This is a genomic window from Brucella lupini (genome assembly GCF_002252535.1).
Lineage (GTDB): Bacteria > Pseudomonadota > Alphaproteobacteria > Rhizobiales > Rhizobiaceae > Brucella > Brucella anthropi.
In genome coordinates this window covers 22,014-42,672 of the sequence record NZ_NNRN01000006.1, presented here as the reverse complement: position 1 = coordinate 42,672, position 20,659 = coordinate 22,014, and the positions used below count along the sequence as shown (strand labels likewise).

The window sequence follows — 20,659 nt, the reverse complement described above, 5'->3', positions numbered from 1 at the left end:
TGAAACCTTTATAGAGCGTAAGATAGTCAGGGCTACCTTACCGCTCCGTTTCCACAACATGAAAGTTTCGTAAGGTTACGAATAACAACCGCAGGCGACCAGCGCTTATTTTCCGTCCAGCAGACGCGCGAGTTCCACCTTTTCGCTTTCGGTGAGCGGTTTAGGCGCTTCGCCTGCCTGTTTGCGTCCGCGAAAGGCAACAACCAGCGCGACCGCACCGATCAGAAGCACGGCGACAGGAAAGCCCCACAGAAGCACTGTGCGCGCATTGAGACGCGGCTTCAGAAGCACGAATTCGCCGTAACGGTCGACGATGAAATCCATGACCTGTTCGTCGCTATCGCCTTCTTTCAGCCGGTCACGGACGAGAACGCGAAGATCGCGGGCAAGCTCGGCATTGGAATCGTCGATGGATTCGTTCTGGCAGACCATGCAGCGCAGTTCGCCGGAAATGGTTCGCGCGCGCTTTTCAAGCGCCGGATCGGACAGGACTTCATCCGGATTGACTGCGAACGCCGCCGTCCCTTGAATAGCCAGAGCAGCACCGAGCAGGAGCGCCGCAAATGCCGAGCGCTTTCTCATGCTGTGGCCTCCGCTTCTTTCGACGCAGACTTGCGACTGCGCGAAGGTGCGCCAACCCGCAGGCGACGATCTGCAAGGGAAAACAGCGCACCCACCATCATCACGAGAGCGCCATACCAGATGAGTGTCACGTCAGGCTTCCACCAGATGCGAACGACGGCTGATCCATCGCCCGATTCATCGCCAAGCGCGACATAGACCTGACTGAACCACAGGGTTTTGATGCCCGATTCAGTTGTTGGCATCTGGCGTGCTGGGAAAAAGCGCTTGGACGGCTCAATCTGCCCGAGACTGCGCGAGCTGGAATCGAGCAGCGTGAAAGTGCCCCGGTTTTCGGTGAAATTCGAACCGGTCAGCGGGCGCAGGCCGTCGAAGCGAAGTGTGTAATTCTGCACCTTGGCCGTGTCGCCCGGACGCATGATCAACACATTCTCAGTGCCAAACGTGGTCACGCTCACAATACCGAGCAGCGTTACGCCAAGCCCGATATGGGCGAGCGCCGTGCCAAAGACCGAACGTGGCAAACCCTTGAAGCGCGCAACTGCCTTGCCAGCGGATACCTTGCCGATGCCAGACTTGAGAACAAGATCCGTCAGGCTGCCGAAAATCAGCCATACGGCAAGCCCGATACCGCAGGCAGCGAGAACCGATTTCGCCGATGTGCTCCACAGAACGATCGCCGCAGCCAGAAGCGAGAGCGCGAAAGCTGTCATCAGCCGCTGCGACACGCCGTAAAGATCACCGCGTTTCCAGGCGAGCAGCGGGCCGAAGGGAACCGCAAAAAGAAGCGGGATCATCAGCGGACCGAACGTCATGTTGAAGAACGGTGCGCCGACGGAAATCTTGTCGCCGGTCATCACTTCCAGCAGCAGCGGGTAGAGCGTACCGATCAGCACAGTTGCGGCAGCGGTCGTCAGAAACAGATTGTTGAAGACGAGCGCGCCTTCGCGCGAAATCGGGTGGAAGATGCCGCCTGCCGTCAGGCTCTGCACGCGAAATGCGAAAAGCGACAGCGATCCGCCAATGAAAATTGCAAGGATCGCCAGAATGAAAAGACCGCGCCCCGGATCGGTGGCGAAGCTGTGAACCGAGGTCAGAACACCGGAGCGGACAAGGAATGTACCAAGCAGCGACAGCGAGAAAGTGAGGATCGCAAGCAGCACGGTCCAGATTTTCAGCGCCGAGCGTTTTTCCATCACGAGAGCCGAATGAAGCAATGCGGTGCCGACCAGCCACGGCATGAACGAAGCGTTTTCGACCGGGTCCCAGAACCACCAGCCGCCCCAGCCAAGCTCGTAATAGGCCCAGTAAGAACCCATGGCGATGCCACCAGTCAGGAACATCCAGGCCACGAGGGCCCACGGACGTACCCAGCGCGCCCATGCAGCATCGAGACGCCCCTCGAGCAGTGCCGCTACGGCAAAGGAAAAGCATACCGAAAAACCGACATAGCCGAGATAGAGCAGCGGCGGATGGATCGCGAGACCGATATCCTGAAGGATCGGATTGAGATCACCGCCCTCCATCGGAGCCGGAAAAATGCGGGTGAACGGGTTCGAGGTGAACACAATGAATGCCAGAAATGCGACACCGATCCAGCCCTGCACGGCAAGGACATTGGCGCGCAATGTTTCAGGCAGATTGCCAGAAAATGCAGCGACCAGCGCACTGAAAAAGGTGAGAATGAACACCCACAGCAGCATTGAGCCTTCGTGATTGCCCCAGACGCCCGTGATTTTGTAGAGGAGCGGCTTTTGCGAATGCGAGTTCTCAACCACGTTCAGGACCGAGAAATCCGACACGACATAGGCATGGACAAGCACCGCCGATGCAAGGCAGATCAACGCGAAGACTGCAATTGCCGTCGGCGCCGCGACTGACATGAGCTGCGTATCCCGGCGATGCGCACCAACCACCGGCACGATCGATTGGACAATCGACAGGGCCAGTGCCAGAACCAGAGCGAAATGGCCGATCTCGACACTCATCTGCAGTCTCCATCAAGCATCTGCCGGACCACCGGTCCGATACGAAATGCCCTAGTTTTTATTTGCCTTCCCAGACGCCCTTTTCCTTCAGGCTGTCGGCAAGGTCCTTGGGAACGTAATTCTCATCGTGCTTCGCCAGCACATTATCGGCGCGGAACACGCCATCGTCTCCGAAGCGCCCTTCGGCGACAACGCCCTGTCCTTCGCGGAAGAGATCGGGCGGAATACCCTCGAACACGACCTTCACGGTCTTGATCGTATCGGTCACTGTAAAGCGCAGCTCGCTGCCCTCGCGGCTGACGGACCCTTCCTCGACGAGGCCACCGAGACGGAACCGCGAGCCGGAGGCCATATCCTGTTCCGTCAGGTCGGCAGGTGTACGGAAGAAGCGAATGTCCTGACTAAAGGCCATCAGCATCAATCCAACCGCTACGGCCAGAACCGCCAGTGCGCCGCCGATCAGGAACAGGCGCTTGCGCTTTCTTTGGCTGACGGTTCGGGCAAAATTACCCGCCGGTTTGGCACCACGTGCGTTGTCTTCTGCGGTCGCGCTCATTTTTGTGCGTTCCCTGTCTCCAGTCCAAGACCGGCTGCGAAACTCTGCAAGTTCGTCCGGCTTTCGCCCTGAAGGGCTGCCACGCCGCGATTGAGAGCGTCCAGCGCTGCATCGCGACGGTTGAGGATCATATAGGAGCGCACGAGACGCTTCCAGCCTTCGACATCCCCACTATTCTGGCGAAGACTTTCATCAAGACGTTGAACCATGCCTTCGATCATCGCCTGCCGGTCCTCCGGGCTGAGCGACGAAGCGGCATCGACATCATCCGCTGTCGGCCCTTTCGGCTGCTGTTCACCGCTGGAAGCAGGGTTACGAAGCCGGGCGATAGCCTGTTCGATCTGACCGCGCCACGGCGCATCGGCCGGCGCCTTGTCGAGGAACGCCTGCAGGCGATTGGCGGCTATATCCATACGACCGTCCTGCATCTCGCCCTGTGCGAGGTAGAACTGCGGGCGAACATCATTCGGTTCGAGATCGGCAGCTTTCTTGAAAAAGCCTTCAGCCTCGGCGGTCACGGTGCCGCCCGAAGCGGTTGCCAGTGCTTCACCCAATCCCAAAACGCGTGGGAAATTCTCACCGGCGATGCGAATGGAGCTGCGATAGGCATTGACGGCATCAGCGGCGCGACCAAGCCGCAGATAGATCGGCGCCAGCACGTCCCATCCACGCACATCGCCCGGATTTTGCGCCAGATGCGCTTCGGCACGCGCTACCAGTTCATCGACAGAGCCGCGATTCGCACTGGCCGAAAGCCGTTCGGCGAGCGGCATGGAAGGCATGTCCGGTTTGCCGAAAAGCGGATAGATGCCCCAGGCGATCAGCGGCACTGCAAGCACGGCGATGAAAGCCAGCATCCGGCCCGGCACTGCCTTGCCCGCGGCTTCCGCAGCTTCCTTGCCGGACTTTTCAGCATTCAAAATGCGACGCGAGATTTCGATGCGTGCCTGTTCGGCGCTCTGCGGGTCGATCATGCCGCGTGCAGCGTCGGCTTCGACCTCGCGCAACTGATCCCGATAGACCTCAAGATCGTTCTTTTCAGCGGGCAAGAATGCCTGCTTGCGCCGCGTGAGAGGCAACAAAACAGCCAGAGTGGCTGCCAATGTCAGTAATGCTGCAATAAGCCAGAATCCCATGGCTACGACTTAAGCGCAGCCAAGGGAAAAACCAACTACTACCTGCAGTAAGTTGCTACCTAGGGCAATTCGCCGCAAAGGTAGGACGCGAGAGTTAGGTCAGAGGAGTCCAGCTGCCGTCTGGATTGCGACATGCTGTTCCACGGGAAGTCTGCTGCGACCCGCCGATGTTGAAGCTGTGCGAATACTGGCGGCAATTCTGAGAGCCGACCTGATAAGGCTGCGCCGCCGTCACGTCGCCGGAATTCGACCCGCTCCCGCTCCAGGATACGGCCTTGCCTGCCGGTGAATATTCAAGCGCACGATATTCAGCCTCAAGGGCCTTCTTGCGGTCGGCTGCGTTCAGCTGATTTGCGGCGCTGCCAAGGAGACCGTTTCCAAGAGACGTCAACAGGCTGGTTTCGGGCTTCTGTTCCGTAGAACCACCGCCCAGCGAAGCAAGACCAGTGCCCTTGCCGGTCGTGCCACAGGCTGACAATGCGAGCGCCACGGCAAGCATCATCGAAGCGACTGAAACTGGGTGAGAAAACCTGGATACCATCATCATAACAACCGGCCTTCATAAACAATTAGCATGCACACTATATCGGCATGTGACTTTTTCAGTTTATCTTCTAGTTGGCTTTCGACCAAAAACAACCTTCAATCTTCCGTCAGCGGCAACACGATCCGAACACCCAATCCACCAAACGCACTCTTGCCCAGATGCAGGCTGCCGCCATATTCGCGAACGGTATCCTGCACGATTGCCAGCCCAAGCCCCGTTCCCGGTTTTGTTTCATCGACGCGGCTGCCGCGCTTCAGCGCTGCCTCGATATTGTCTGATGCCAGACCTGGACCGTCATCTTCTATCAGGACTTCAAACTGCCGTTGCTCCCCAGAAATAGGGGCAAGCCCGATATTGATACGTTTGCGGCCCCATTTGCCCGCATTCTCCAGCAGATTCCCGACGATCTCTTCCAGATCTTCCCTTTCGCCAGCAAAGACCGCATTGGGCAGTTCATTCCTGAAGTTAACGCTGAAAGCCGGATTGAGTTTCGCCGTGACGCGCTGCATGCGTTCGAGAACCGGCGTCACAGGTGTACGGAACACCACACTGTCACGCTGCGCGGCAATGCGCGCGCGCTGCAGATAGTGCTGTATCTGCACCTGCATCGCCTCGCTCTGTTCCTGAACAATGCGTCCATGTTCACCACCCATGCTCCGTGCTTCATTGACCAGCACGGAAAGCGGGGTTTTGAGAGAATGGGCGAGATTGCCGACCTGCGTTCGCGACCGTTCGACAATACGGCGATTGTTTTCGATCAGCGCATTCATTTCACTGGCGAGCGGCGCAATTTCGACAGGCAGCGACGCATCGAGCTTGGACGAACGTCCCTCGCGAATATCGGCCAGCGCTTGACGCACCTTGTCGAGCGGACGCAGGCCGAACAGGATCACAGCGGCATTGATGAGGATACTGCCGATGCCGAAAATCGCCAGATAGGTCGCGAGGCTGGTTCTGAAATCGGATATCTCCTTCAGAACCTCGCTGAGATTGCCCATGACACGAAAACGCGCAACGCGATTGGCAGTATCCAGAACCACTTCGGTTTCAACGATGAAGAGCTCCTCGCCGTTGAGGCCGGGCAAGGTGTAGCTACGCATGAAGGAACTGTCGAAGGGTGCCTGCGAGACCGGCATTTCCGGTACGATGCGCCCTATCAGCGATGGCGATTGCAATTTTCCGGTCAGGTTCGGCGTGACGGGATCGACGGACCAGTACCAACCGGAGAGCGGGCTGGAATAGCGTAATTCGCCCAGTTCCGGGCGCCCCTGCAAGGAGCCCTCGCCCGACGTGCTGACGGCACCGACCAGACTGAACAGGTGGGCGGTCAACAGGCGTTCAAAATTGCTGCGCGCAGCTTCGCCATAAAGTGAGCCGATGAAAGTCGCCACCACCACAAGTGCCACGATGACCCAGATCGTCGAAAGAGTAACGACGCGGACTGCGAGCGAACGTAGCGGAGGAAAGACGCTAAGAAGCTTCAGCTGTCATCGCCTTTCGTTTCGTCCCCGCCCTCTTCAGAGCGGATGCGATAGCCCATGCCGCGCACGGTCTCGACCAGGTCGACACCCATTTTCTTGCGCAAGCGACCGACAAAGACTTCAATCGTATTGGAATCGCGGTCAAAATCCTGATCGTAGAGATGTTCGACCAGTTCAGTACGCGAGACCACCTCATCCATATGGTGCATCAGATAGGACAGAAGCCGATATTCGTGCGAGGTAAGCTTGAGCGCAACGCCGTTGACACTTGCCTTCGACGTTTTCGTATCAAGATAGAGCGGCCCGCAGACGAGTTCCGACGAAGCATGTCCCGCAGCGCGGCGGATCAGCGCGCGCAACCGCGCAAGCACTTCCTCGATATGAAAGGGCTTGGCCACATAATCGTCGGCTCCGGCGTCAATACCGGCAACCTTGTCGCTCCAGCGATCGCGGGCCGTAAGCATGAGAACAGGCATTGTACGCCCGCTGCGCCGCCAACGCTCCACGACGCTGATGCCGTCCATACGCGGCAGGCCGATGTCGAGCACCACAGCATCATAGGGCTCCGTATCGCCGAGATAATGCCCTTCCTCGCCGTCATAGGCACGGTCGACCACATAACCGGCAGCAGCCATTGCTTCGGAAAGCTGCCGGTTCAGGTCCTTGTCGTCTTCAACGATCAGGATACGCAAGCGGACATTCTCCCTCAATCTACGAAAAACAGCGGCAAAAGCTGTAGTTATTGAGCGGGAACAGCCACTTCAACGCGGCGTGGACGCTCGCCATCGCGGCCTGGCACAAGCACCACGACCACGCACATGGGACGCCCGTTCTGAGTCGTGGCGGTGGCCTTGGCAAGCTGACCGCCCTGCTGGGCAGCCACCTGTTCGCCGACCGCCGCACAATCTCCGGCGGCAGCGACAATGAGATTGGATTTCTGCGGCGCAGTCATCGGCAAGGCACCGGCATCGACCGGCAGCAAGCCAATACTAACCGCTAGAAGCGCGAAAACTTTGAGTGCAGAATTTTGTTTCATCATGCCGCCTTATATAGCGCCCCACAGCTGAACGATGCATGAACAACCATTCCTCTTCCGGGCCCAAAGGAAAATTCAGCCCCTGACTATCACGCTTTGTGAAATTATGAAATGCGTGAAGTGCCTTCTATACGACCGATTACCGTAACAATTCCGACAATTGCGGTCGCCTGTTGTAGCAGAATATCCGTTAAAGCATCCTGATCGATCAAGACGGTTGCGGTTCCGGAAGCACTAGAGAATGATTAAAAAACGAAACGAAACGAAACCAGTTGAACCAGGATCGACCAAGGCCATCCTCTATCTCAACCAATGAGCCTTTCTTTCTGGGGAATTATTGTCGACATGCGGAGGACGACTGAACCTACATGTCCGTTCCTTGCCCAGACCCATACAACACTAAACAGGAATGCCATGGACGAGATCGGTCTGTCTTCTGACATATCGACAAGTGTCTAGGTCTGACTGCTTTTTGCTTCCTCTATAGCAAAACAGCTAGGGGGACACTTGATTCCCGAAAGGTGGCTGCCAAACTCTTCTTGAACACCGAGAACAGTATTTTACGATTTCATCCATCGTCAGGATTCGTCATCGTTTCTTTTTCTTCAGGAAGTAGCCCGGGTATAGGCGCATGTTTCAGTCGTTCGGACAAATGCTGAAAAACCCCGAGAACCGACCACGCCGCCAAGCTTGTAACCGCGGATCCTATCAACATCAGTTCCTCCCGGCCAAGCAATCCTCCAAGAACCAATACTTCTGAAATCTTGACGCCTGCTGCGCCACCGAAAACAATGCCACAGATCACGCCGACCGCGAAACGGATCGCAGCTTCTCGCTTTCCTCGCGGAGCCATATAGGCGAGCGACATAAAAGAGCCTGCCATTGCACCCGCCATCTTGGCGAACCAGATCCACGTAACCTCAGAGGTAAATATTGCATCCTTAAGGTCAATCATGATGGTTTCCTTTCATGTTGCAGACCCAGATGCCAACCGCATCGCATTTTTTCTGTCTATGAAAACTACTCCGCAAGTGTACTGCCCCACTGAACTCCGCCTCATGAGTTTAATCGGGAGTTTTGTTGCACTTGCGGCGCGGCGCGAGATCATCTTTTCGTTGTCCAAAGAGAAGAAGACCCAAATTGGCCAATGTCTCATTACGATTTTTGCGGCAAAAACTTTATCCTCGACCAGTGGCCTCAAAAGACATCACCCTGAAAAGCCTCCACAGCTTTTCAGGGTGATGTTTGCATGCGTCGAAGGGAGATAAACCTGATTAGTCAGAACTCTTTGATTGTATATGAAACCTAGCAAAGCAGCGTTACGCAATCAAGGATTGTTTTCCTATAATTGATTTTATTCCTGACGCCAAAAAGCTGCGAGCGCCTTAACCATTTCACATGAGGTGTGGCTTATTTATCTGCTATGATGGAACGGTAATTTCGCCTTTCTCCGAAACCAACCATGCCGAAGTCAGTGTTCATGCGTAAAACGGCAGATAAAGACCCCGAAAGCGAGAAGCGCAAACCCTTCAGGGCGTCGCGCCTGATCGGGCTTGACGCATGGATCGATTCCACTCTCTACAGCCTGCGCTACAATCTCGGCGAGTGGTGGGAAAATATCACCATTTTCTCACGGCGTTTTCGCGTGCGCGGCTTCCGGCGTTTCGTGGTCGAAGTTCTCGATGAAGGGTTTACGCTCGGCGTTGGCGGTGCGGTGTTGATGCTCGTCCTCGCCCTGCCTGCCTTCGAGGAAACCAAGAAGGATTGGCGCGCGCAGGACGATTATGCCGTTACCTTCCTCGATCGCTACGGCAATGAAATCGGCCAGCGCGGCATTCTGCATCGTCAGGCCGTGCCCATCGACGAATTGCCGGATCACGTCATCAAGGCTGTGCTCGGCACCGAGGACCGGCGCTTCTTCGACCACTACGGCATTGATTTCTGGGGCCTGACTCGCGCACTCAGCCAGAACATGCGCGCCAATGGTGTCGTGCAAGGCGGCTCGACCATCACGCAGCAGCTTGCCAAGAACCTTTTTCTCTCCAACGAGCGCACCATCGAACGCAAGATCAAGGAAGCCTTCCTCGCGCTCTGGCTGGAAAGCAATCTCAGCAAGAAGGAAATCCTGCAGCTTTACCTCGACCGCGCCTATATGGGCGGAGGAACCTTCGGTATTGCTGCCGCTTCGGAATTCTATTTCGGCAAAAGCGTGAAGGATGTCTCGCTGGCAGAAGCCGCGATGCTGGCCGGCCTTTTCAAGGCGCCCGCCAAGTTTGCGCCGCATGTCAATCTGCCCGCAGCGCGTGCGCGTGCCAATGTCGTGCTTTCCAACATGGTTGAAAGCGGCTTCCTGAGCGACGGACAAGTGGCCGTTGCACGCCGTCATCCGGCAAGCGTCATCGACCGCGCCAAGAATGAGAGCCCGGATTACTTCCTCGACTGGGCTTTCGAGGAGGTGAAAAAGGTCGCCGCCAAAATTCCACAGCACACATTGATCGTGCGCACGACGCTCGACCGCAACCTGCAGAAGGCGGCAGAGGAATCACTGGAGTATCATCTGCGCCAGTTCGGCAAGGATTATAATGCTGCAGAAGCTGCGACCGTGGTCATTGCCAATGACGGGTCCGTCCGTGCGCTTGTTGGCGGGCGGGACTACGGCGAAAGCCAGTTCAACCGCGCCACCAAGGCATTGCGGCAGGCCGGTTCGTCCTTCAAGCCCTATGTCTACGCGGCAGCGATGGAAAAGGGCCTGACGCCCAGCACCATCGTTTCGGATGGTCCGATCAGCTGGGGTAACTGGTCGCCTCGTAATTACGGCCGCAGTTTTGCCGGTCGTGTGGACCTGACGACCGCACTTGTCCGTTCATTGAACAGCGTACCGGTGCGGCTGGCGCGCGATTATCTGACCACAACCCCCATCGTAGCCCTCACCAAGGCGATGGGCGTGGAATCGCCGATCTCGTCACACAAGACCATGGTGCTCGGCACATCGGAAATGACGGTGATGGATCAGGCCACCGGCTTCAACGTGTTTCCGAATGCGGGCATGGCCGGTAACCGTCATGCATTTACGCAGATCGTTTCGTCGGAAGGCAAGGTTTTGTGGGACTTTGGTCGCGATGCACCGAAGCCGCACAGGGCGCTGTCGGAAAAGGCCGCACTCGAAATGAATTCCATGCTGGTGCAGGTGCCCGAACGCGGCACCGGACGCCGGGCGGCATTGCCGATGACGCGGGTGGGTGGCAAGACCGGCACAACACAGAACTATCGCGATGCATGGTTCGTCGGCTTCACCGGTAATTTCACGGCGGCTGTCTGGTTCGGCAATGATAATTTCACGCCGATGAAAGACCTGACCGGCGGCATCCTGCCAGCCATGGCCTGGCAGCGCATGATGGCCTATGCGCACCAGAATATCGAGTTGAAGCCAATACCCGGCGTTACTCCGCCTTTCCCGGCGCCGCCCAAGAAGAGCGAGCCGCAAGTGGCAAATGCCAAGCCGGAAGAAACCATGGCAGCACCGCCGCGCATACTCTCGCCCATGTCGACAAAAGTTATCAAAGAACTGCATGACCGCTTCCTTGCGGCTCCGCCTCTGCCTAAGATCGCCGAACGCACGAAAATATCGGTACTCTGAGGGGCGATGTTCAAAAGGATATTCAACTCGGCGATTGTGCTTGTGCTGGCGCTTGGCGGCGGCATCTGGAGCGTCGACAAGGTTCTCGACCGGTTTGAAGGTTTCGGAGAACTTCGTGTCGGGGTCTGGAGCGCCTATCCGGCGGCAGGCACACCCGATGCCGACCCCTATTCCAAGGCCCGCGCGGCCCGCAAAGCCTATCTGGCGCTTGGAACGGCGGAAGGTCTTCCATTCTATGCGCGCAGCGACAATAGCGGGCGCACCCTCAGGCGCGGCTGCACCTATCGCCTGAGCGGCTTGACGCCACCGGCCCGATTCTGGACCGTCTTTCCCGCCTCGCCCGATCTCGAACCGATCACGCCGCGCGAAGGATTGCAGGGAGCGCTGCATTCCCGCGAAGTCCTGTACGACGATGACGGCAGCGTCACGATCACCATCGGCCCCGATGCAGCGCCGGGCAATTGGCTGCCAGTGGAAGGAAGCGGCGATTTCGTTCTCGTCATGACGCTTTACGACACGCCAGCGGCATCATCTTCCGGTCTCTCCGATCTGGTGATGCCAGGCCTCGCCCATATCGCGGGTGCAAGCAAGGGGGCGTGCCGTGGCTAGAATTTTGCGCCTCGTTCTCCTCGGCATCGTGGGCGCTGCGATTGTTCATATCGCGGTTCTCTTCCTCGTCCCCTTTTATTCAGACAAGAATGCATGGTCGCGGATCGAAGCTGGAAGCGAGCCATATCGTTTCCACAGGCTGGACAAAAAGACCGGTCCGGTCAGCGACAGTGACCCGCTGGTGCAGCAAGCCACCTGCCGCTTCGATCTTGCCGATGGTCCCGTGCACATCACGACCGGGGCAAATGTGCCCTATTGGTCGCTCTCGATCTATGCGCCCAACGGAGACAATCTCTATAGCCTCAACGACAGCGTTTCCAACGAACGCAAGCTCGATCTGATCCTTGCCGATCCCATCGGCATGGCAAGTCTGCGCTCGGATGGTTCGCATGCCGATGCACGTTCCATCCTGATTGAGCAGAATATCGGCGAAGGTGCCGCCGTGCTGCGCGTTTTCGTGCCTGACGCGACGTGGAACACGGAAGTGCGGCGCTTCTTTGCGGAGGCGGAATGCGCGCCGTTTGAAGGGCTCTAGATACCCGACCCAAATGCTGTTTCTTTATGGCACGGTTAATGAGTTGCTAAGGCTTCAACGCTACTATCCGGAATACCGACCCATGCGGGGTGCATTTGCGCATCAACCGGCTGCCGCCGGATGCGTGATCTGCAATTTGGGGCGGGTGAGTTGTGTGCCTACCGGAGTATTCTGCGTGACAAATGAACAGTTCCGCGCCCTGGAGGATATTTCAGGCCACCGGAGCCCGTCGAATTCAAAAGCGGGGAGCAGCAAGGCGGACGACCTTCTGGCGGCCGCGATTTCGGCGTTTGCGGGTATCACGCGCCCCGGACGGCAGGATATGCAGCAGCTTGAAGATCTTGCCATGCCGCTTCTCCAATGCGCTTCCACTCGCGGCAAGCGCCATGCGGCCAATGCGCTGGCACAATTGGAGGACGCACCGCGCCGCCTTATTCTGACGCTGGCCGACGACCCCGTCGAAATCTCCGCACCGATCCTGTTGCGCTCTCCCCTTCTGCGCCCTTCCGACCTCATCGAGATCATCGGCAAGAACGGTCTTGCCCATGCGCGCGCCATTGCGCGACGCCAGTCCGGTGACGTTCTTTTGCAAGGCGTGCTGCGCAGTTTCGCCGATCCGGTCATCGATCGCACGCTGACCCTTCAGGAAAATCTCGCCAATATCGAGGCCGAACCGCTCGAAAGGCCGGATGTACCTGACCTTTCTGCGGCCAGAGCGCCGCTGATGAAGGAAGACAGTTCCGAACGACTGGCGCGCGCGCTGCAACAGCCTTTCTTCGAGGCTGGCGCAACTACCGGCTCACAGCATCTCATCGATACCGCACTGCTGATCGACAGCCAGTTTTTCCGCAATGCGCTGGCCGATACGCTCGACCTGTCCTTTGAACGGTCCGACGCGATCATCGGACAGTGGCCGGATTCGCATCTGCCGATTGCACTCAAGGCGCTCGGATTGTCGCCTGCAGAATGCTATCTCGTCATGACTGCCATTCTGGGGCCTATCGACACCAACCGCGACAGCCTGCGTGAGTTTGTGCATATTTATCGCTCCATCGACCGCGAAAAAGCGATGGCGCTCGTGCGGCGCTGGAAGGCGGAAGACATGTCGGCCATGCTGCGTGGGAAATTGCGTGAAATGGCCGAGGACGACACGCCACTCGCCGACGCCGCCAATTCCGATCACCCGTCGCTTCAGCGATTGGTGAAATAGAGTTCATCAGGAAGAAGTTTTAGAAGGCTTCTCCGTCCTGCGAAATCGAGAACAGTGCCGACGCATCGGCTATATCTTCCAGTTCGACCAGCCACAGGTCGGGGTCGAAGCGGGTTTCCCGCGCCATACGGTCACTTGCCGCCATGTCATCGGCATCGTGCAGAATGCGCAGAAACATGCGCTCGCCGTCATTATCCTCTTCATAAGAAGTTTGCGGCGCAGGCGAATATAGATCGCAGGTGCCGAAGCGTGAGCTTACCTTGATGAAGATTGCGCCCGCCTCCGGCGATCCGCGACGGGCAAGATAGGCAAAGCCGCCCTCGCCCTGAACCTTGCGGATCAAAGCCGAAACCCAGAAGTCGGATGTCAGGCGCATCGGAAACCCATCAGCTTATCAGGCCGATCTCGCGCATCTTGGTGATGAGCGTCGCATCGATTTCGCCGGTTACCGGCATACTGAACAGTTTCTGGAATTCGCGCACCGCTTCCTGTGTCGTCTTGCCCGGCTGTCCGTTCACCGGCACGGTGTCATTGCCGAATGCTTTCAACCCGGCCTGTACGCGGATGATATCCTGCGAACTCACTTTCACCGATTGCACGGCGGGCGTTGCCGCCACCTGCTTTTTCGGTACGGGCTTTTCATAGGAAGCGAGAGCGGGTTTCGGTTTTGAAACCGTTTCCGTCTTCAAAACGGCGGGCTGCGGGCGCGGCGTCGGAACCGCTACCTCGATGACTTTTGCCACATCGTCCTGAGCCGGGGCACTGTTTTGGGCATCGGCCTGCAACTGCGCCGGAATATTTGCTTCCTGCACGCCGAGCTTCTGCTGCAAAGCGCGCCAGCGTTCCACCGCTTCGCGGGTCTGCGGCCCGGTGAAACCATCCACCGGTCCCTTGTAAATTCCAAGCGTCGAAAGACGTTGCTGCAGCCGTGCGATTTCGAGATCGGCGTTGGGCGCAAGTGCCGGCAGCATGTCATCAACCGATGCGCTCATGTTCAGCCGGTCCGCCGACAGGCTGGCGGCTTCCAGCGGCTGGGCAGTCTCATTGTTTGCAGGTTCGGCAGAGGCGGTCTCGGTGGGCTTCGGGGCATTGTCACTTGCCGCCGCCGTGCCCGGCAGGACTGCACGTGGAGTCGGCTTGAACACAAAGTCCGGTCTTGTGCTGAAGAATACGGCCTTGTGCGCCTCCGGCTGATACCAGAGCGCGTTAGCCGAGACGAAACTCATCACCACCAGAAACGCAGTTGCCCCGCCAGTCAGGACGGGGTTGCGCACGATGAAATCTCCGGCAGCAATTGCAAGTGCCGAAGCCGATGTGAAGAAAAAGTGGAGGAGCCGCGAGCCGAGACTACGCCGTTTTGCGGGTTTGCGCATCTTTCTGCTCCCGGATTTGGCTGTTGTCTTCGTCGTTCTGCCAGTCATTACGCCTTTCCCCCTGGTGACGGTGCATGTCGATCACCATGCCAAGCTCTGGGCCAAGTTCCTGATATTCGTCTTCTCCCATGACAACCTGCGGGCCTGCCACCGGAAGGCGGATCGTGACGATCGTGCCTTCGCCGGGGCAACTCTTGAGTTGCATGCTACCCTGATGCAGTTCCACCAGCCCCTTGACCACAGAAAGTCCGAGGCCACTTCCCTCCTGCGCGCGCGTATAGTTATTGTCGGCGCGCACGAATGGCGTGCCGATGCGCTGCATATCTTCCGGCTGGATGCCGATGCCCGTATCCGACACGCTGATTTCCAGCATCGCGCGTCCGCTCGCCATCACGCGGGTTGCATCGATGGTGACGCAGCCGCCGCTTTGTGTGAACTTCACCGCATTACCGGCCAGATTGAGCAGAATTTGCTGGATGGCGCGGCGATCCGCCACCAGCTCACCAATGCCTGCGCCGACGCGGTGGCAGAAGGCAACGCCTTTCTTTTCAGCCTGCGGCAGCATGACAGCGGTGCACATTTCAGCCGCGTCACGGAAAGCGAAGTTCTGCGGGTCGATGCTGTAATTGCCGGTTTCCAGACGCGAATTGTCGAGAACAGCATTCACGAGTTCCAGCAGATAATGACCGGACTGGTGAATGAGGCCCGCATATTCGCGCTGCTTCTCATTGGCCAGCGTGCCGCCCATTTCATGCGACAGCATATCGGAAAAGCCGATGATCGAATTGAGCGGCGTGCGCAGCTCATGGCTGACGGCTGCAAGCAGACGGCCCTTGCCGATGCGCTCCGATTCCAGCTCCGCTTTCAATGTTGCAATCTCGTCCAGAAGCTTCTGCTCGCCTTCGAGCGAGCGGCCAACGAGCGTGATAGCGCGAGCGCTTGCGGCACCTTCGAGACGATAAGTGCGGAAGACCGTATCGCCATTTTCGATGGAACGCAGGCGCACATCGATCTTGCTGGAAGCGGAACCGGCGCGAAGATCGGCCAGAAGCGAAAGATATTCTACACGGTCGGCGACATGAACACGGTCGATGAGCGCCGTGCCTTCCAGCATTTTGGACTGTACGCCCAGAAGCTTTGCCGAATTCATATCGACCGAGGCAACCACGCCATCCGAATCGAGGCTGAACTGCAGGTCACCCGCAGCAACTGCGACTTGCGGCGCGGTGACCTTGATCTGCGCGGGCCTGGCGGCGCTCGCGTAACCACGTGCAACAAGGCTTGCTGCATAAAGTACCAGAACAGCGACGGACACATAGCTGCCGCCGGAAATGGCGCCACCGCTTGCCGTCGCAAAATAGCCGAGAATCATGGCCGCGAATGCAGCGCCTGCTACTGCGGCGGCAGGCTTGCGGGTCGCAAACCAGACTTCAAGCGGCAGACCAGCCGCCATCAACCACAAAACCGCATTGCCACGAGAAAAAGCGCCAATGGCAGCAAGACCCACGCCATAGGCAGCGAAGTTCAGGCCAGCCAGAACAGGTGCGGCGACGCCCATCAGCGACAGCGCGCAAAGGATCATGGCGACGCCTGCAAAACTTGCTGCAAGAATCGCAAATTCCGTAAAGCCCGGCGTTACGCCAGAGGCGAGCACGGCCGCACAAAGCAGGACCGGCGCGGTGATGACCGAACCGATAACACGTATGGAGGCCGCATCGGGACTGGATACCCAGCGGCGGCAGAAACGTTCGTAAAAACGGCTGATCGCCTGCACATTCGTGCGGACGGTCTCGGCTGTTTTCAAAAGAATGGCGTTCAACGTGCCGTACTCACTCAATACTCTTGCATGGTCTAAACCGGAAAACCGTTCGCCGTGACGACGCTCTCCCAGCCAGCAACAGATTGCAGCCGAGGCTTTAAAGAAACGATAAAGCGGGACCGCCCAAAGCGGATAAGTGACGCGTCGGGTCTGCTTTTCTGCCTATGGTAAACAGAGAGTAGCGATCAGGTGGCGAAACCACAGCCGCGGCACAATTTTGACGTTCAAATGCTTTACCATGACACGCATCTTGTCCGAAAACCGTTTCACACTTTTCGGGATGCGCTCCAATAAACCGAACAGTTACGGAATCTTTTCCAATTCATCGGACATTGACGCAAACCGAGAGCACGCAACCGCAAGAAGGCAATGATCCGTTTTCTCCTCAAATCCGTATTCTGGCTGTCGTTGGCATTCATCGTGATGCCGCGCTTCTTTCCTGTGGATGAGCAAAACAAGCCGCAGGAGAAGCCCGCTATTGCCGAGACGAAGCGGGAGCCGGATTCAATCGACCAGCTTCTCGCCAATGGCAAAACCGCCGTGGAACTGGGCAAGCTGTGCATCGACAACCCTTCCTTCTGCCAGAACGGCACCTCACTTGTCTCCAGCGCCGGAAGCGGCCTTCTGGAAGGAAGCCGCGCTGCCCTCGAATATCTGAGTGATCGTTTCGGCACAAAACCGCAACCGCCTGCGAGTGTGGAACCGGTTGCCACCGCACCTATGCAGGCCGCAATCGGCATTCCCATCCCGACCTCGCGGGAAGAAGCCCTGCGTACACTGGACCGTCGCCCGACTGGTTCTATTCAACGCTAAAGCTTTTTTAGACACGCAGCTGGGTGCGCTCGAGTTTTCCGTGACCTTGCAGCGTTTCATGACTATATAAGCGGCAAGAAACTTCTTTCAGGCGAGTATCATGACCACGACCATCGATAGCATCATGTCCGATTTCGAATTTCTCGACGATTGGGAAGACCGCTATCGCTATGTCATCGACCTCGGCAAGGAACTGCCGCCCTATCCCGACGATGCACGCGACGCTGCACACAAGGTTCAGGGCTGCGTCAGCCAAGTCTGGCTGAAGACGCTGCCACAAGACGGCAACGATCCGGTCATCGAGTTTCTTGGCGATTCCGATGCGCATATCGTGCGTGGTCTGGTGGCCATCGTGCTGGCACTTTATTCCGGCCACAAGGCTTCAGAAATTCTCGCGGTGGACCCGGAAGCCATTCTGAAAAAGCTCGGCCTCGATGAACATCTGACACCGCAGCGCTCCAACGGACTGCGCGCCATGGTGGCACGCATCCGTCGTGAAGCAGAGCTGGCGAAAGAATCAGCCTAAGAACCCGTTCCAAAAGTCGCCCTGTGCGGCTGCAAATGGCAATTTACCTGCGTTCCGGTGCTCATGTGCCAAAAAGTACATTGCGCTCCGGTACTCGAAAATCACCATTTTCGCACTCACATGCCGCTTTTTGATTCAGGCTCTAAGAGTTTCTCAACCGACAAGGCTGCGGCGAGCAGCCTTTTATCCGTGCCGCCGCGCGCGCTGAGCATGAAGCCGGTCGGCAGTGTCATGCCCGGCATGGGCACGGTGATGCTGCACAGGTCGAACTGGTTTCCGACCTGCGTATCACGCAGCAGCAGCCCTTCCACACGGTCATATTCAGCCTCGTCATTGCTGACCGAAGCAATCGTCGGCGCAACAATCGGCGTAGCGGGCGTTGCGAACATATCGAAGCCGCTCAGGCGCTCGTCCATTTGCCGAACCAGCGTTGCACGTGTTTCCATGATCCCGCGATAGGTTTCCATCGGAACCTTGACGCGGACGGACAGCGGGTGCTTCACACGAATATCGACATTGGCGTCAGGATCGCTAAGCCAGGTCGATGCGTGGATATGACTTGCCTCGATCCCGGCGATTGAGCCAACGCGGGTTGCCTCACGCAGGCGCTGGATCAGATCGTCGACTTCCAGATCGGCGATGATCGCTCCTGCCTTTTCAAGAAGCGCAACCGTTGCTTCGAAGTGCTTTGCGACGTCGGGCTCCATATCGGCCAGAAGATAGCCTTTCGGCAGTGCAATGCGCAGACCCTTCAGCGGCAAGGCGTTCGGCAACACGGGCGTTTCGCCTGCCATAATCGCATCGCTTATAATGGCGTCGGCTACTGTCCTGGTCAGCGGACCAACGGAATCGAGCGACGGCGCCAGCGGAAACGCACCGTCGAGCGGAATGCGCCGGGCGGTCGGCTTGAAGCCGACAATGCCGTTCAGCGCTGCCGGAATGCGCACCGATCCCCCAGTATCCGAACCGATAGCGATCTCGCTTGTTCCTTCCGCTGCCGAAACTGCCGCACCCGACGACGATCCGCCCGGAACGCGCGTCGGATCAATCGCATTGCCCGGCTCGCCGTAATGCGGATTGAGGCCGACCGGCGTGAAGGCGAACTCCGTCATCTGGGTCTTGCCGACAATGACCGCACCCGCATCGCGCAGACGGCTGACAATCTTGGCATCCTGTGTCGCCGGGGCAGCATCGCGGCGAATAACCGAACCGGCAAGCGTCGGCTCTCCGGCAACATCGAAGAGATCCTTGATCGAAACAATGCGCCCGTCGAGCGGCCCAAGGGCGCGCCCATCACGAAGACGCGCATCGGCGGCGTCAGCCTCAGCGCGCGCTTGCTGTGCATAGACCTTGCTGAAAACGTGTTCGCTTGCTGTCCGCGCTTCCAGACGCGACAGGATGCTTTCCAGCCGATCCCGTACCGAATTCATGTGATTTCTCCCCACTTCCCCAACGGACACAAAGTCCCTTTGAGAAAGAGGCGATAGCCCCGCCCCGGAAAGGTGTCAATGAGTGCGCCACCTCACATATTCTGCGGACGCATTTGCGGCCGGTAGTCGTCTGCTCCCCAATGCAGGACAGCGCCTCTGCCCCGCTCCTTTTCGAGTTGAGGATTGTAGTGCCGGTGCAGCGCGGCCAGACCGACCTTGAGCAGCATCTTGGCAGAACGAACGGGCCATTGCCGCTCACGTTCCACGGTTTCAAGCCCTTTCAGGAAGCAGCAGACATCAACCAGAACGCCGTTCAGTTCCGGCCCGACTGCTTCCAGCGCCCGCTCGACGCGGATGCGGCTGGCCAGCGCGATATCGGTCAGCTCTGCCATGCCGCCCGGCCCGCTGCGCCCGCCGCCAACACTGGTGTCCCAGCGCATGGTGACGGACGGCATCAGCGATCCGCGTGTGAAGTCGGCCCGCAGCCTTTCACCGGCAAGGAACTCGCTCTCCAAGATAAAGGAAGAACCATTCGCATTCTTGCGCCTGTAGAGCATCGCAAGAGGCGATTCCTCTGGATTGATCTCAATCTTTTCGCCCTGCTCATAGTCAATCGTCTGCAAGGTTCTTGCCGGGTTGCGCAACGGCTTGCCGCCTTCCTTTGCGCGCTTGATAGTGGGCTGCGATGAAACAAGCCGTTCCTCATTCCAATACAGCAATCCCTTTTTCTGCATGGCCTCCAATTCGGCGCGGGAAGCAGCGATGGTCCCCTGATCCGTTGCAAGCAAGACATGCGAAGCGCGAATGGAATCCTGAACCTCGCAGCCGCCATTTTTCAGAAAGCGCATAATTCTCGCTTCGGACGCTAACAATTGGGTGGTCATGCCGCCAACCTCCAGGCCGTGAAAGCACTTTGCGCAATGCGTTCGAATGTCGAGACGATCGCATCGAACTCCGTATCGTCGCGCATGTCCTCCACCAGATGGCAGGCATGCATTACGGTTGTCCGGTCTCGCGCAAATCCGGCAGCCACTTCACGCATGGCCAGCCCGAAAGCCGTGTGCGCGACATACATGCCGATCTGCCGCACACGCGCCACCTCTCGCCTGCACCGCAGTGGTGACCGCAATTCCGCGCCGGAAACACCGAACATAGTCACCAGCAGATCAATAAGGGCATCGCACAGCGCTATGTTCTGCTGCTCCCGCGACCGGTCGGCGACACCCTCTACCCTTCCAAGGTTAAGGCTTCGCCCATGCCGCACCGCAAGCAACTTCAATGCTTCGAAAGCTTCCGCCCGTGTATGAATGACATCCGATAGTTCCAAAGACATTCATCTTTCCTCGCCAAAATAGGAATATCTTCTTATACGGAGAAAATT

Annotated in this window: 22 protein-coding genes; 7 read left to right on the top strand and 15 right to left on the bottom strand. The window is 57.9% G+C overall.

The window, feature by feature from the left end; genetic code table 11:
* Nucleotides 1-105 precede the first annotated feature (105 nt).
* The 9 genes from CES86_RS00715 to CES86_RS00675 all read right to left on the bottom strand — a co-directional run bounded on the left by CES86_RS00715 (nucleotide 106) and on the right by CES86_RS00675 (nucleotide 8,281).
* Nucleotides 106-582: a cytochrome c-type biogenesis protein gene (locus tag CES86_RS00715; RefSeq protein WP_012092441.1), complete on the bottom strand. Its 477-nt coding sequence runs from the start codon at nucleotides 580-582 to the stop codon at nucleotides 106-108.
* Nucleotides 579-2,570 carry a heme lyase CcmF/NrfE family subunit gene (locus CES86_RS00710; protein ID WP_094513278.1) on the bottom strand — a complete coding sequence of 664 codons (1,992 nt, stop codon included), beginning with the start codon at nucleotides 2,568-2,570 and terminating at the stop codon, nucleotides 579-581. Before CES86_RS00710 ends, CES86_RS00715 begins: the two co-directional genes overlap by 4 nt.
* 58 nt (nucleotides 2,571-2,628) lie before the next feature.
* Nucleotides 2,629-3,126: a cytochrome c maturation protein CcmE gene (gene ccmE, locus CES86_RS00705; RefSeq protein ID WP_010661597.1), complete on the bottom strand. Its 498-nt coding sequence runs from the start codon at nucleotides 3,124-3,126 to the stop codon at nucleotides 2,629-2,631.
* Nucleotides 3,123-4,262 carry a c-type cytochrome biogenesis protein CcmI gene (gene ccmI / locus CES86_RS00700; protein WP_094513276.1) on the bottom strand — a complete coding sequence of 380 codons (1,140 nt, stop codon included), beginning with the start codon at nucleotides 4,260-4,262 and terminating at the stop codon, nucleotides 3,123-3,125. Before ccmI ends, ccmE begins: the two co-directional genes overlap by 4 nt.
* 94 nt (nucleotides 4,263-4,356) lie before the next feature.
* Complete coding sequence (locus tag CES86_RS00695; protein WP_012092444.1) at nucleotides 4,357-4,809, bottom strand: membrane protein; 453 nt, start codon at nucleotides 4,807-4,809, stop codon at nucleotides 4,357-4,359.
* A 95-nt stretch (nucleotides 4,810-4,904) separates the two neighbouring features.
* Nucleotides 4,905-6,215, bottom strand: coding sequence for an ATP-binding protein (locus tag CES86_RS00690; RefSeq protein WP_029925309.1), 1,311 nt, complete (start codon nucleotides 6,213-6,215; stop codon nucleotides 4,905-4,907).
* Between the two features lie 74 nt (nucleotides 6,216-6,289).
* Complete coding sequence (locus CES86_RS00685; RefSeq protein WP_094513274.1) at nucleotides 6,290-6,982, bottom strand: response regulator transcription factor; 693 nt, start codon at nucleotides 6,980-6,982, stop codon at nucleotides 6,290-6,292.
* A 47-nt stretch (nucleotides 6,983-7,029) separates the two neighbouring features.
* Nucleotides 7,030-7,326 carry a hypothetical protein gene (locus CES86_RS00680; RefSeq protein ID WP_010661592.1) on the bottom strand — a complete coding sequence of 99 codons (297 nt, stop codon included), beginning with the start codon at nucleotides 7,324-7,326 and terminating at the stop codon, nucleotides 7,030-7,032.
* Between the two features lie 568 nt (nucleotides 7,327-7,894).
* Nucleotides 7,895-8,281 (bottom strand): DUF6107 family protein, encoded by a 387-nt coding sequence (locus tag CES86_RS00675; RefSeq protein ID WP_012092448.1) that lies wholly within the window; start codon nucleotides 8,279-8,281, stop codon nucleotides 7,895-7,897.
* Here CES86_RS00675 and CES86_RS27365 point away from each other — a divergent pair.
* The 5 genes from CES86_RS27365 to CES86_RS00650 all read left to right on the top strand — a co-directional run bounded on the left by CES86_RS27365 (nucleotide 8,280) and on the right by CES86_RS00650 (nucleotide 13,317).
* Complete coding sequence (locus tag CES86_RS27365) at nucleotides 8,280-8,594, top strand: hypothetical protein (protein WP_029925312.1); 315 nt, start codon at nucleotides 8,280-8,282, stop codon at nucleotides 8,592-8,594. The two genes, CES86_RS00675 and CES86_RS27365, sit on opposite strands and share 2 nt — an antisense overlap.
* Before the next feature lie 194 nt (nucleotides 8,595-8,788).
* Nucleotides 8,789-10,963, top strand: a complete 2,175-nt coding sequence (locus CES86_RS00665) for a penicillin-binding protein 1A (protein ID WP_029925314.1) — start codon at nucleotides 8,789-8,791, stop codon at nucleotides 10,961-10,963.
* Nucleotides 10,964-10,969: 6 nt separating this feature from the next.
* A complete protein-coding gene (locus tag CES86_RS00660; RefSeq protein WP_040129562.1) occupies nucleotides 10,970-11,572 on the top strand; it encodes a DUF1214 domain-containing protein in 603 nt (200 codons plus the stop codon).
* The gene (locus CES86_RS00655; protein ID WP_094513272.1) at nucleotides 11,565-12,107 is read left to right on the top strand and encodes a DUF1254 domain-containing protein; all 543 of its coding nucleotides are present in this window, start codon (nucleotides 11,565-11,567) and stop codon (nucleotides 12,105-12,107) included. The genes CES86_RS00660 and CES86_RS00655 overlap by 8 nt, the downstream gene beginning before the upstream one ends.
* A 175-nt stretch (nucleotides 12,108-12,282) precedes the next feature.
* Nucleotides 12,283-13,317, top strand: coding sequence for a DUF2336 domain-containing protein (locus CES86_RS00650; protein ID WP_012092452.1), 1,035 nt, complete (start codon nucleotides 12,283-12,285; stop codon nucleotides 13,315-13,317).
* Between the two features lie 19 nt (nucleotides 13,318-13,336).
* On the opposite strand, the gene CES86_RS00645 is transcribed toward CES86_RS00650, so the two are convergent.
* From CES86_RS00645 to CES86_RS00635, 3 genes are read right to left on the bottom strand one after another with little or no spacing between them, the layout of a single operon-like run.
* Nucleotides 13,337-13,693, bottom strand: a complete 357-nt coding sequence (locus CES86_RS00645; RefSeq protein ID WP_006472705.1) for a DUF1491 family protein — start codon at nucleotides 13,691-13,693, stop codon at nucleotides 13,337-13,339.
* Nucleotides 13,694-13,703: 10 nt separating this feature from the next.
* Entirely contained in the window at nucleotides 13,704-14,690 is a 987-nt protein-coding gene (locus CES86_RS00640; RefSeq protein ID WP_012092453.1) for a peptidoglycan-binding domain-containing protein, read from the bottom strand.
* The gene (locus CES86_RS00635) at nucleotides 14,665-16,509 is read right to left on the bottom strand and encodes an ATP-binding protein (RefSeq protein WP_094513271.1); all 1,845 of its coding nucleotides are present in this window, start codon (nucleotides 16,507-16,509) and stop codon (nucleotides 14,665-14,667) included. Before CES86_RS00635 ends, CES86_RS00640 begins: the two co-directional genes overlap by 26 nt.
* A gap of 369 nt (nucleotides 16,510-16,878) precedes the next feature.
* Between CES86_RS00635 and CES86_RS00630 the strand changes: the two genes are divergently transcribed.
* Both CES86_RS00630 and CES86_RS00625 read left to right on the top strand, forming a co-directional pair.
* Nucleotides 16,879-17,322, top strand: a complete 444-nt coding sequence (locus tag CES86_RS00630) for a hypothetical protein (RefSeq protein ID WP_094513269.1) — start codon at nucleotides 16,879-16,881, stop codon at nucleotides 17,320-17,322.
* 100 nt (nucleotides 17,323-17,422) lie between these two features.
* A complete protein-coding gene (locus CES86_RS00625) occupies nucleotides 17,423-17,848 on the top strand; it encodes a SufE family protein (RefSeq protein WP_012092456.1) in 426 nt (141 codons plus the stop codon).
* 116 nt (nucleotides 17,849-17,964) lie between these two features.
* Here CES86_RS00625 and CES86_RS00620 read toward each other — a convergent pair whose 3' ends face one another.
* From CES86_RS00620 to CES86_RS00610, 3 genes are all read right to left on the bottom strand, one after another.
* Nucleotides 17,965-19,278, bottom strand: a complete 1,314-nt coding sequence (locus CES86_RS00620) for an amidase (RefSeq protein ID WP_094513268.1) — start codon at nucleotides 19,276-19,278, stop codon at nucleotides 17,965-17,967.
* Between the two features lie 92 nt (nucleotides 19,279-19,370).
* The gene (locus CES86_RS00615) at nucleotides 19,371-20,162 is read right to left on the bottom strand and encodes a DUF6456 domain-containing protein (RefSeq protein WP_040129568.1); all 792 of its coding nucleotides are present in this window, start codon (nucleotides 20,160-20,162) and stop codon (nucleotides 19,371-19,373) included.
* Complete coding sequence (locus CES86_RS00610; RefSeq protein WP_029925331.1) at nucleotides 20,159-20,605, bottom strand: helix-turn-helix domain-containing protein; 447 nt, start codon at nucleotides 20,603-20,605, stop codon at nucleotides 20,159-20,161. The genes CES86_RS00615 and CES86_RS00610 overlap by 4 nt, the downstream gene beginning before the upstream one ends.
* Nucleotides 20,606-20,659 lie beyond the last annotated feature (54 nt).